We start from the raw sequence: 12,631 nt of genomic DNA, 5'->3' as shown, positions 1-12,631 counted from the left end.
CCCTCAGAAGCGGGCCTTGAGGTTGACGCCCAGGGCGCGGCGGGCGCCAAGCTGGCCGTAGACCGGCGTCGCATCGTAATCGACCACCGTCAGATAACGGGAGTCGAATAGATTTTCCGCATAGGCGATGATTTCCCAATTGTCCTTCTTATAGCCCACCTGCGCATTCACGATGAAGCGCGGATCAATAAAGTCGAGAGGCGGGACACCGAAGCGGGCCGTGTAGCTCGATGTGTATTTGGCATCGGCAGAGACGTAAATTCCATTCTCGAATTTGTATTTTCCACCGAAGGCCACGCTCCATGCCGGAGCTTCCGGGAAGGCCTCGCCAGCGAGATCCCCATACACCGCATGATCGAATTCGAGGAATTTCGTGTTCAGGTAGCCGATCGATGCAAACACCGACATCTGCTCGTTCACCTGAAAATTCGGCTCGATTTCAAAGCCCCACGACCGCGACGAGGCCGCATTGGTGGTGATGCGATAGGACGGACGGCTCGGGTCCGGCCGAACCTCGATCTGCTGGTTGTCATAAGTCGTGTAGAACAGATTAGCATTGATGGTCAGGCGATTGTCCAGGAAGCTTCCCTTATAGAAAAGCTCGTAGTTATTCGCCGTTTCCGGATCGTAATATTCCGGCTCGAACGTTTCGTAATTCACATAGAAGCCACCGGTGCGGAAGCCCTGTGAAAAGGTGAATCCGGCCGTGTGCATTTCACCGAATTTCTTTGAAATGCCGAGCTTTGGCACAAAGTTCGTCTCGTTGAAGTCGGCATTGTTGCGGACCACGGGCAGGCTCGTCCCGTAGAGGCCTTCGGCATTGTCCTCCACGATCTTCTCGCGCAGGTAGTCGACACGGCCACCAACCGTGACAAACCAACTGGGCACGAATTCATAGGTCACTTCACCAAAAGCCGCGAGGTTGGTGGTCTTCCGGCTCTGGTATTGATCCCACTGATAGTAGGAATACGCGACGGCATCGAATTCGCTGTCGAAATTCTGATAGCTCCCGAACAGGCCCGCCACCCATCTCCAGCGGTCCTTCTGATAGTTCAGGCGAAGCTCCTGCGTGATGAGCGTGTCATCCACCGTGCCCCAGATGCCGTTCGGCGTACCGGGAGTGTCCGCGTCGACGGAGCGACGGGTGGTTTCGCCATATTGGAAGCCGGTCTGCGAGGTGAGCCGCAGCGCATCCGAGAAATCGTGTGTGATTTCCAGGCCCAGGTTATGCGCCTTGATCGCCCGGTATTCCGCATAGGTGATGGGATCGTAGAAATCGCCTCGCTCGTCGTCCAGATCGAAGCCCGGCCCGATCCCGATCAGGCGCTCGTTTGGACGATCGTTGGAGAACGAATAGGTGAGCAGCGCCCGCGTGTCCGGCAGCGCATCGGGCGTGAGCAGCAGCTTGGCACGGATGCTCCCGCCGATCTCCGTGGTCAGGTCGCCATAGCCCGCATAATTCACGAAGGTCGGATACGAAACCGAGGTCTTGGACTGCTCGAAGGTGCCGGACACACGAAGGGCAACCTGGTTTGCCACAAGCGGTGTATTCACGACAAAAGAGGTACCCATCAGCTCGTAATTTCCGAGCGTCCCGGAGACCAAAAGCTCTTTGTCGAAGGTCGGATCCTTCGACTTGACATAGATCGCACCCACCAGGGCAGCGCGGCCACTGAGGGTGGATTGCGGCCCGCGATAGACCTCCACCTGCTCCACATCCCAGGTGCTGCGAGCCCCGAAACGGGCATTGTAGCGGGTCTGCAGCACGCCATCCACATAGAGCGAACCGGCAGGCGCGCCGGCGGGGACGAACCCCTCGGAGCTCATGCCACGGATGACGAACCCCGAGTTCAAGGTTGCGCTGTCCATCACGTTGCCGAGCAGGCGGAACGTATCCTGCAGATAGGTGATCTCGCCGTCCTCGATCTCCTCAGCCCGAACGATGCCGACGCTCGAGCTCACGTCCTGCAGGATGGTGGCGTTGCGGGCGCCGAAGACGGTGATGGCATCGAGCGCGATCGTGTCGCCATAGACCACGTCATCCGAAGGCGAGACATTGCTGCCGCTGAGAACAACCTGGTTCCGGCCGGCAAAGCGCGCCCGAATGCCCGTTCCCGCCAGCAGCGTGTCCAGCGCCTGGTTCGGCGTCATGGTGCCACGCACGCCGTTCGTCAGCCGGCCGCTGGTCAGTTCCGCATCGAAGAGAATCTCCAGCCCCGCCTGCGCGGCGAGCTGGTTCAGCGCCGCGGTCAAAGTACCTGGGCCGATGGAGATGGCGAGCTGGACAGAGCTGGCGGGCGCCGGAGTCTGGGCATCGGCGGGCAGGGCGGAGCCCAGAGCGAGCATCGTCGTGGCAAGGAGGGAAAACCTCAGCCGAGCCCCGGCGCGTCCAGGCCTGCGTCTCTCACGTACGTCGCTCATCGTCACCGCCCCATCCGCCACGAAGCCGGAGCGCTCTCGCCAGTTGTCATTACATGGCGGCCAGGCGTCCGGTACTTTGGTGACGGTTGAGGTTCGGGCTTTGGGACTCGCGGGCAGGAAAAATCCGCGCGCCGGTCACGTTTGGCCGAGGATCCGGCATGCCAGTTCCCGCCCCCCGGCAAGGGGCACGCGCTGAAACAAGCGCAGGCGCTGCGCAGGCGCGTCGGCAAGGGCAAGGGACAGGGCATAGCCGGCGCCGGCCCACACCGACCACAGGCGCCAGCGCCCCGCCCTGTCGTCGACGCCGTCCGCAAAGGTGATGGAGAGCGCGCCCGGTGCGGTGAAGCCGATGGTGAAATCGCGCAGCGGGATCGACAATCCCCGCCCACGGGCCTTGAGATAGGCTTCCTTCAGGGTCCAAAGCTCGTAGAAGCGCCGGCGGCGCAGCGGCTCCGCTAGACCGCGCAGGCTCGCTTCCTCTCCGGCGGAAAAGAACGGCGTGATATCGTCCGGAGCGATCTCCGGCCGATCGAGCCCTTCGATGTCGACACCCGGCGACGGCGCCCGACAGATGGCCAGCACCATGCGGCCGTCCGTGTGCGAGAGATTGAAATCCATGTTGCAGGCGAGCGAGGCGCGAAGCCCCGGGCGACCATAGGCGTTAAAGGCGAAGCACCACTCGGCCGGAGCGATCCAGGGGCAATAAAGCGAGAGGGTCTCCCGCACGAGGGCGCGGGCCACTAGGAACTGGTGGCGATGCCGGGCGAAGCGAAACTGCTGGTGACGGGCCGCCTCCTCGGGGTTCAGCCAGGCCGCATAGCGCGCCAGAAGCTCCGGCGCGACAATGGCGGTGTCGTCCACCAGATGCAGGTGCACCTCACCGGGTGGCAGAGCCTCACACCAAGCCATGGCGCAACCAGCCGCGATGGGTCCAGCGCAGCAGCATGATGACGGCCTTGGCCGTCTCTTCCACGATCAGCGCGTACCACACGCCCTCCACCCCCAGGTCCAGCCGCACGCACAGCAGCCAGGCCAGGGGCAGCCCCGCGCCCCAGGTGATGGCGACGCTGGCCACCACCGGCCAGCGCACGTCGCCCACCGCGCGCAGCGACTGCAACAGGATGGTGTTGAACGCCAGCCCGGGCTGCAAAAAGATGGTCAGCAGCAGCAGGCGCTCGGCCTGCGCGCGGATTTCGTCGGTCGCCCGGAACAGGCCGATGAACGGGTCGGCCAGCAGCCACACCAGCGCGGCAAGCACCGTGGTAAGGGTCGCGGCGATGACGCTGGAGCGCAGGGCCTGGTGGAAGGCCTGTTCGCGCCGGCGCTCACCGCACCGATAGCCGAGCAGCACCTCATTGCCCTGGCTGATGGCCATGACGACGAGCACCAGGAACGACATGGCCAGCAGCACATAGGCGCGGCCCAGAACGGCGGCGACGCCGAAACCCGTGACGAGGCTGAGCAGCGCCAATTGATAGAAACTGTAGCCGATGTAATCGGACACGCTGGGATAGGCCAGCCCAAGCATTTTGCGCACCAGCGGAAGCTGCGACAACAACGGCCTTCCCCCGGACCACGGACCGAGCTCGACAAACAGCGCCAGACCGAACAGCACGGCCATGAGGACGCGGAGGAAGAAGGCGCCGAGCGCGGCACCCATGACGCCCAGCGGCGGCACAGGGCCGGCGCCGAGCACCAGCACATACAGCGTCGCCACATAGAGAACCGACAGGGCCAGCCCGACGCGCAGGATGATCCGGCTCTTGCCGAATGCCCGCAGGCAGGACAGCGCGGCCGCGGCAATGCCGTTGAAAAACATGGACCCGGCCACGATGGCCAGATACGTGCTCGCATCGTCGGCCAACGCCTCGGGAACGTCGAGGAGCCACAGCACCACCGGCCTCAGCAGCAGCAGCAGCACGCCGATGGCGAGGCCCAGCACAGCATTCGCCTTGAGCGCCGCGGCGGCCACCCGCCGCGCATGCTCCCGCTCCCCACGGCCCAGGCTGTGGGAGATCAGGATGACGGCGCCGATGCCCACCATGCCCGACATCTCGAACGCGATCTGCAGCACCTGCTTGGCCACCGCCACCGCGGCCATGGCATCGGCGGAGTGCGCGCTGATGATGACGCCCTCCAGCAGCATCACCGCACACGTCAGCACCGAATGCAGGAACATGGGAAAGCTCAGCTGGAATAGCGAGGCTTGCGCGGCGGCCCCCGGAGCGCCATCGGGCGCGTGGCCGCGCTCGCCGGGCCTGTGTTCTGCGTCCATCCCCGCCTTCGCCCCTCCCTCGCCCGTCCGGCTCCCCTGGACCACGGCTCCTGCCGTGCCCCGTGTTCCCTCGATCATCTTCCGGGCCCTTTGGCTTGCGGCGGGCGCTCCAATTTATGGCGTTGTCGCGTTTCATCACACCAATCCGCATTGATGTCGCGGAACGCCGCTCTCAGCGTGACATCGGCGGAGGAGAGCGCTCATGGTGACGGCATCGGCGGCCCGTCCGCCGGGCCGCCGCGGCGCGGATCCTGTCGCTTCAGGTCCCGGCGCTGGGCGAGCCGGGCGCGGCCCGCGCGTTGCGATCCGGCCCGGTCGTGCCAGTCCCGCTCCTCGCCGGTCGCCATCCCCGTCAATCCAGCGATGCGGGTCGCCAGGGTCTGCAACGTGGGAAAGCGGAAGAAATCGGTGATGTCGAGCGTGATCCCGAACCGCTGGCGCACGGCATTCTGCAGCGCGATCACCAGCAGCGAATGGCCGCCGAGGGCGAAGAAATTGTCCTGCGGCGCGATGGGCCCCACCTTCAGGATGTCGCACCAGAGCGCCGCCAGTGTTGCCGCGGGCTCGCCCAGGGTGGAGACCTGTTCCGCATTCCGGGTCGGCAGGTTCGGGCGCAGCGCCGGCAAGGCCTTGCGATCGACCTTGCCGTTGGGGGTCAGGGGAAAGCGCTCCAGCGGCACATAGGCGGCTGGCACCATATAGGCCGGCAGCGCCTGCCCCAGGTGATCGCGCAGGCTCGCCGCCGGATCGGCGGGCGGCGGGCCAGCCCAGCGCAGATAAGCCACGAGCTGCATGCCCGCGGCCCCCTCCTGCGCCAGCACGGCCGCTTCCGCGACCAGGGGATGAGCGGACAGCCGCGCCTCGATCTCACCGAGTTCGATGCGGTAGCCGCGCAGCTTGATCTGGCTGTCCATGCGCCCCAGGAAATCCAGCGCCCCGTCGGCGCGCCAGCGCACGAGGTCGCCGGTGCGGTAGAGGTGCAGCCCGTCCTGCGGGCCGGCGCGAAACGGATTGGGCACGAAGCGCTCGGCGGTCAGGCTGGGCTCGCCCCAATATCCCGGGCTCAGCCCCGCTCCGGCGATATGCAGCTCGCCGGCGATGCCGACAGGAACCGGCAGGCCACGCGGGTCGAGCACATAAAGCATGGTCTGGTCGATGGGGCCCGCCACCGGCACCCCGGCCCCCGGCGCTCGGCCTCTCTGGAGGGTCTCGGCGCGCACCTCGACCGCTGCCGACCAGATAGTGGTTTCCGTCGGCCCGTACAGGTTCCACAGCTCGCCACCACGCGCCAGCAGCTGCGCGGCCAGCTGCCCGTCGAGCGCCTCGCCGCCGCACAGCATCCTGAGATCGCGATCCCCCTCCCAGCCGGCGTCCACCAGCATGCGCCAGCCTGCCGGCGTCGCCTGCATGAGCGAGGGCCGCAACCGCCGCAGCAACGCCACGAGGCGGGCGCCATCGCGAGCGGCCGCAGTGTCCGCCAACAGCACCGTCGCGCCCCGCGCGAGGGGGCCGAACAGCTCAAGGCCGGCGATGTCGAAGCCGACGGTGGTGAGCGCGAGCAGCCGGTCGGCGGCATCGATGCCCGGGCGAGCCGCCATCGCGGTGATGAAATTGCTCAGTGCGCGGTGCTGAATGGCCACGCCCTTGGGCTGGCCGGTGCTGCCGCTGGTGTAGAGGATATAGGCAAGGTCTTCGGGGTCGGGCGAGGGACACGCACCGGCAATGGCGCGTACAGCGCCCTCGGGCTCATCGAGAGCGATCACCGGCACCCCCTCGGGCACCGCCGGCCGCTCCGCCGGCGCGAGGTCGGTGAGCAGCAGCGCGGCCGTGGAATCCGCGAGCATGTAGCCGATGCGCTCCGCCGGATAACCGGGGTCGATGGCCAGATAGGCTGCCCCCGATTTCAGGACGGCGAGCAAAGTGACGAGCAGATCAGGTCCACGGCGCAGGCACACGGCAACCACCGCGCCACGGCCGATGCCCCGCGTCCGCAGACGCGCCGCCCAGTCCTCGCTGCGCGCCTCCAGCTGGCGATAGCTCAGCATCACGTCGCCGGAGGGTGCGGCGTAGACCACCGCGGTCTTGTCCGGCGTCCGCGCCGCGTGGGCGGAGACCTGCACCGGAATCGGCTCGGCCGCCGGACCCGCCGGGCCACGGCCCATCTCCAGCAGCCGGCCGCGCTCCGCGTCCGCCAGCAGCTCGATGTCGCCGAGATAGGCCTCGGGGGCGTCGGCAAGGCGGGAGAGGATGCCCTGATAGTGGCGCAGCATCTGCCGGGCATGCGCCGGTGCGACCCGAGCCGTGTCGATGCCCAGGGCCAGTACGGTCTGTGTGCCCGGAAACACGCGCAGGGCCAACGGATAATGGGTGCGCTCGAAGCTCCCCGCCTCCAGAAGCGCCAGTTCGCCGGCCTCCCGCGCGAAGGCATCCTGCATGGACAGGGGCAGATTCTCGATGATCAGCAAGGTCTCGAACAGCGGCTGACCCGCCTCCCTGCGGCTCCAACGCTGCAGGTCAGTGAGGGCAGCGTGGCCGTGCCGCTCACGGTGGCGGCTTTCGGCCTGCAGATCGCGCAGAAAGGGAGCGACCCGCCGAGCCGGATCGGTCGCCACCCGCAGCGGCACCGTGTTCAGGAACAGCCCGATCATGGCATCGGCTCCCGGCAAGTCCGCCGGCCGACCCGACAGCACGGTTCCGAACACCACATCGTCCGTGCCGCTGTAGCGGGACAGGAGCAGGGCCCATGCTCCCTGGAGAACAGTGGCGAGGGTGAGGCGCTCCCGCCGCGCCATGGCCGTGAGCCGGGCGACAAGGTCAGGATCGACCACCTCGCGGAACTCGACGGTGCCGGCCTCGTCGCCGCTGCCTGCCGCCTCATGGCTGAGAGGCGCCAGCTCCGGAACCGGCGCTTCCGGAAGGTCCGCCAGAGTACGGCTCCAATAGGCGCGCGCCGCAGTTCCATCCTGCGCGGCGAGCCACTCCACATAGCGGCGATAGGGCGCCGGCGACGGAGGCAGTTCCCGGCCCGCATAGGCGCGCAGCATCTCGCCCACCAGCAGAGAGCCACACCAGCCATCCATCAGCAGGTGGTGGAAGCTCCAGACAAAGCGGTGGCTGTCCGGTCCCACGCGGAACAGCGCGAAACGCATGAGGGGCGCCGTATCGAGCCGGAATCCGCGCCGGCGGTCGGAGGCCAGCCAATCGGCAAAGGCTTGCTCCTGCGCCACGGCGTCGAGGGTGGTCCAATCCGCCAGATGCCACTCCGGTTCAACCCCGTCATGGATCACCAGCACCGGGCGATCGAGATCCACCCAATGGCATTCGCCGCGCAGCACCGCGTGACGGGCGATCACCCGCTGCCACGCCGCCTGGAAGGCCGCGACGTCGAGGTGCCCATCAAGGCGACACCAGCATTGCTCGAAATAGGTGCCGGAATGCTCTTCCATCAAGGTATGGAAGAGCATTCCGCTCTGCATCGGCGTCATTTCGAAGACATCGACCACCTCGGCCACCGCGCTAATCCTTCCGCGATCTGAGCCTGTCCAGCAGGCGATCCACTTTCGCAGCCGAGCTGGAGGCCTCCGCCTTCATGCCGGTCAGCGCTTGCAGGTGGAGGCGCGCCCGCGCCTCCACCTCGGCACGGGGCTGTCGGGCGGGGTCGAAATGCCAGCGCAGGTCGAGGCCCTCCCCATGCGCGAGCGCCTCCACGCCCAGGATACACCCCTGCGGAAACACGCAGCGGGGCGCCAGCTGCCATTGGAGGTCCCCGCGATCGCCGCCATCCCCCGGCGCCCGCGCATCGGCCTCCCGGTCCTGCCACGACAGGACGATCCGTGCTGTGCCGGCATCGCTTGGATCGCCCCCCGGCCCGACGGCGGCGAGGCGGGCCTTCTGAGCCACGAACCAGTCGGGGTCGTGGGCGCGCGGGCGCGGCGCAGTGGAGATCGGAACGAGCCGCGTGAAATTTCCCGCCGTCCGCCGGTACGCTGCGTCCGGCCGGGTGGCGGTCAAAAGCGCCAAGGCGGGCGCATCGCCCCCGCTCGCAGGCGCGAGCGCCTGTTCCAGCGCCTTGAGAACCATCAGCTCCAGCGGCACCTCCAGGTGTCGCGCCGTCGTGCGCAGACGCGCCACCGCATCCGGCCCGAGAGCCGTACACACCTCGCCCGCGAGAGCGGCGTCGGACAAAGGCGGCGCGCGGACCGGGGTCTCTCCTCCCACCTGGGCAAGCCAAGCCTCGTCGCTGCCGGGCGCATGCAGCACCGGCGCGGCGCCGGCCATGAGCGCGCCGGCCGCATCTTCGAGGTCGGCGACCATCCAGCCGATGGCCAGAGCGTCCACCAGGAGCGGATGGGCGGCAAGGGCGCATATCGGTGCGCCATCCCGCAAACATGTGCGCAGACCGAAGGTCATGCGCCCGCCCTGGCGGGAGACATCGCGCGCCCATTGCGCAAGGGCCGGATCGTCGTCGCCCCCGCAGTCTAAGGAGGCGTGGACGGCGTCCGGAACCAGATGGCCGCGCAGGGCGGGGTGGTGGTGCGCCACCAGCTCCGCCGCGCGTCGCATCACCGCATCGGGCGCCGGCGCGTGGAAGGTGACGAGCCACGGGGCGAGGTCCGCACCGATCGCATAGCATTGCCAGCGCGAGAGCTGCGGCCTGTGCGACAGTTTCCGAGCGGCGACGGCCGCCTGCGCGGCGACGGTCTGGTGCTCGAAGATCTGCGTGGGCTCAAGCCCCAGGCCCTGCGCCTGAGCGCGGGCGACGATGCGGACGCCGAGAATGGAATCGCCACCGAGATCGAAGAAATTGTCTTCCACACCGAAGTCGTCGCGCTGCAGCACCGCCATCCAGATGGCCAGCAGGGTCGCCTCTGCAGCATTGCGCGGGGCGGTGGGTCGCGCACGCGCCACCGACGCCTTCGGCAAAGGAAGCTGCTTGCGATCCACCTTGCCGTTCGGATTGAGCGGGAAGGCGCGCATCAGAACGAACGCGGTCGGCACCATGTAGCGCGGCAGTTGCGCCGCGAGGGACTGGCGGAGCGCACGTTCCGTGGACCCATCGTCGATGGCGGCAGCGGGATCGCGCACCAGCGCATAAGCTACCAGCCGTTCGTTCGGCGCATCGAGCATCACGATCGCCTGCTCGACCAGGGGCTCCTTGAGCAGACAATCCTCGATCTCGCCGATCTCGATGCGGTAGCCCCGCAGCTTCACCTGGAAATCGGTGCGGCCGATGAACTCGATCTCATCCCCCGCCAGCCGGACCACGGCGTCGCCGGTGCGATAGAGGTGCAGCGGCTGACCCGGCGCGGCCCGGAACGGATTGGGCACGAAGCGGGCGGCGGCCAGCGACGGGCGGTTCCAATAGCCTGGGCTCAGGCAGGCGCCGCCAATATGCAGCTCGCCCGGAATGCCGCGCGGCAGCGGCTCCAGATAGGTGTCGAGAACATGGAGATGGGTGTTGTCGACCGCCCCGCCGATGGGGACCTTGCCGCTTTCCGCATGTTCCTGCGTCACCACGAGCGCGCTCGCCCAGATGGTGGCCTCGGTGGGACCATAGACGTTCCACAAGGTGCCCACGTGCTGCAGCAGGCGGCGGGCCAGTGGTGCATCGAGCGCTTCGCCGCCGCACAGCGCGGTCAGCGTCGCGCACCCCCGCCAGCCGCTGTCGAGCAGCATGCGCCAATAGGCGGGGGTGGCCTGCATGTGGGTGATGCGGTCGCGGCTCAACACCTCCGCCAGCTTCGCCGGGGCGAGCAGCAGCCCCTGGCCGTAGAGCACCACCGTCGCGCCGATGCTGAGCGGCAGCAGCATCTCGAGAATGGAGATGTCGAAGGTCGGCGTGGTGATGGCCAGCATGCGATCGCCCGGACGCAGGCCCGGGCACCGGGCCATGGACCACAGATGGTTGAGCAGGCTGATATGGCCGATGGGCACGCCATTCGGCCGGCCGGTGCTGCCGCTGGTATAGAGAAGATAGGCCAGGCGCGCCGGGTCCGCCGCGGGCAGCGCCACCGCAGGGTCGGCCTCCAGCACCGGCGCCAGCGGATCCAGGCAGCGATGCGCGGGGTAGAGCTGCGGTTGATCGGTCAGGATCAGGCTCACGCCGGCATCCTGCAGCACATAGGCCACACGGTCCGCCGGGTGGTCAGGATCGAGCGGCACATAGATGGCGCCGGCCTTCAGGAGCGCGAGCAGCGCCACGATGGAGGCCCCCTTGCCCGGCAGCGAAACGGCCACCCGATCACCGGGCCGCACCGGCTCCGGCCCCGACGACAGCCATCGCGCCAGCCGATGGGCGTCATCCTCCAGTTGCCGATAGCTCCAGCTCCGGCCATCGCTCTCCAGAGCCACCCCCTCGGGATAGCGTCGGGCGACATCGGCGATGACCTCGTGCACCGTGACGCGGGGCAGCTGCGCTTCCACCGGCGTGCCGAGCGCGACAAGGGCGTGCCGCTCCTCTTCGGACATGTAGTTCAGGGTCGGCAACAGCGCATGGGGCGCCTGCAGAACAGACTGCAGCAGATGCTCGAAATGGGTCGCCATGCGCGCCATGCGCCAGGGATCGAAGAGGGCGGTGCGATACTCGATGGTCAAGAGGCAGCCGCTCTCCCGCTCCATCATGTACCAGCTGAGATCCACCTTGGTCTCCCGCAGCGGCGCCGGCTGCTGCCGCACCGACAGGCCCGCGACGCCGAGATCGACCTCTTCGGCATTCTGCTGCTGGTAGCCGCCGGTCTGCACCTGGAACATCACCTGGGACAGGGGATTTTGCCGGGCGTCGCGATTGAGGCCGAGGGCCTCGGCGACCATGGGAAAGGGCAGCTCCTGGTGGTCCAGCGCATCGGAAACGCAGTCCTGAACCTGCCCCACCCATTGCGAGAAGGTCAGGCCCGGGTCCAGCCGGGTGCGCAGCACCAGGGTATTGGTGAACAGGCCGATCAGGCCGGCGGCCTCCGCGCCCATGCGTCCGGCGACCGGCGTGCAGATGACCAGGTCCCGCTGGCCGCAATAGCGGTGGAGCAACAGTTTGAACGTCGCGGCCAGGACGGTGAAAGTCGTGGTGCCGAGCCGTGCCGCCAGCACACCGACCTGCGCGTAGAGCGTGGATGGAAGGTCGCGCGTGATGCGCGCCGCCGCCATGTCGATGGTGCTGTGCCGGGAGCGGTCGGTCGGCAGCTCCAGCGGCTTGAGGTCGCTCAGGCGCGCCTTCCAATAGGCCCGCTGCCGGTGGCTGGCGGAGCCCTGCAGCCAGTCTTGCTGCGCGCGCACACAGGCGGCGAAGTCGCCGGACAGGTCCGGCAGGTCCGGCGCACGACCGGCGCAGAAGGCGCGATAGCCCGCCGCCAGCTCGCGCATCAGCACGCCGCGCGACCATCCATCCGCGATCATATGGTGCAAGGTGATGGCAAGCAGATGCTCCTGCGCACCGAACCGCACGAGGTGGACCCGAAACAGCGGCGCCTGGGTCAGATCGAACGGTGCGGTGGCGGCGCGGTGCGCGACTTCCTCCAGCCGGGCCTCGGATCCCTCCGCGTCGGTGAAATCGAGGGCGAATGCGCAGCCGGGCAGCACCTGCTGCCAGGGCTCGCCCTCATGCAGCGGAAACGCCGTGCGCAGGGGCGCATGCCGATCGACGATGGCCTGCAGGCTCTTCTCCAGCGCGGCGCGGTCGAGCGGGCCACGCAGTCGCCAGCGATAAGCCACATGATAGGCCGAGCTTTCCGGATAAAGGCTTTGCTGAATCCAGAAATGCATCTGGCCCGGCGAGAGCGGCAGGCGGTCGGGCCGGCTCACCGCTTCAGCCTGCGGCGCGAGGCTGTCCCAGGCGATGCCGCGGGCTTCCAGCTGCCGGCGGAAGTCCGCCTGCTGCGCCGGGTCCAGGGCCGCGACCCGCGCCCGCAACCTGTCCATCGGATCTGCGTTGCTCACGACAGG

The 12,631-nt window shown here is 67.7% G+C and carries 5 protein-coding genes; all 5 read right to left on the bottom strand.

Annotation, left to right across the window (positions count from 1 at the left end; all coding sequences use genetic code 11):
* Positions 1–3 precede the first annotated feature (3 nt).
* Positions 4–2,421 carry a TonB-dependent receptor domain-containing protein gene (locus tag ACU4E7_RS08095; RefSeq protein ID WP_238122249.1) on the bottom strand — a complete coding sequence of 806 codons (2,418 nt, stop codon included), beginning with the start codon at positions 2,419–2,421 and terminating at the stop codon, positions 4–6.
* Positions 2,422–2,556: 135 nt separating this feature from the next.
* A complete protein-coding gene (locus tag ACU4E7_RS08090) occupies positions 2,557–3,330 on the bottom strand; it encodes a 4'-phosphopantetheinyl transferase family protein (RefSeq protein ID WP_447021204.1) in 774 nt (257 codons plus the stop codon).
* Entirely contained in the window at positions 3,317–4,696 is a 1,380-nt protein-coding gene (locus ACU4E7_RS08085; protein ID WP_447021203.1) for an MATE family efflux transporter, read from the bottom strand. Before ACU4E7_RS08085 ends, ACU4E7_RS08090 begins: the two co-directional genes overlap by 14 nt.
* A 200-nt stretch (positions 4,697–4,896) precedes the next feature.
* The gene (locus ACU4E7_RS08080) at positions 4,897–8,160 is read right to left on the bottom strand and encodes an amino acid adenylation domain-containing protein (protein WP_447021202.1); all 3,264 of its coding nucleotides are present in this window, start codon (positions 8,158–8,160) and stop codon (positions 4,897–4,899) included.
* Positions 8,161–8,212: 52 nt separating this feature from the next.
* Complete coding sequence (locus ACU4E7_RS08075) at positions 8,213–12,625, bottom strand: non-ribosomal peptide synthetase (protein ID WP_447021201.1); 4,413 nt, start codon at positions 12,623–12,625, stop codon at positions 8,213–8,215.
* Positions 12,626–12,631 lie beyond the last annotated feature (6 nt).

Source organism: Xanthobacter sp. ZOL 2024 (assembly GCF_052932325.1).
The sequence above is the reverse complement of the archived record's forward strand: the minus strand, read 5'-3'. Positions and strand labels throughout refer to the sequence as shown.

Coding starts and splice junctions, on each gene's coding strand:
- ACU4E7_RS08095 (WP_238122249.1), bottom strand. CDS start 2,421: ATGAGCGACGTACGTGAGAGACGCAGGCCTGGACGCGCCGGGGCTCGG.
- ACU4E7_RS08090 (WP_447021204.1), bottom strand. CDS start 3,330: ATGGCTTGGTGTGAGGCTCTGCCACCCGGTGAGGTGCACCTGCATCTG.
- ACU4E7_RS08085 (WP_447021203.1), bottom strand. CDS start 4,696: ATGGACGCAGAACACAGGCCCGGCGAGCGCGGCCACGCGCCCGATGGC.
- ACU4E7_RS08080 (WP_447021202.1), bottom strand. CDS start 8,160: ATGCTCTTCCATACCTTGATGGAAGAGCATTCCGGCACCTATTTCGAG.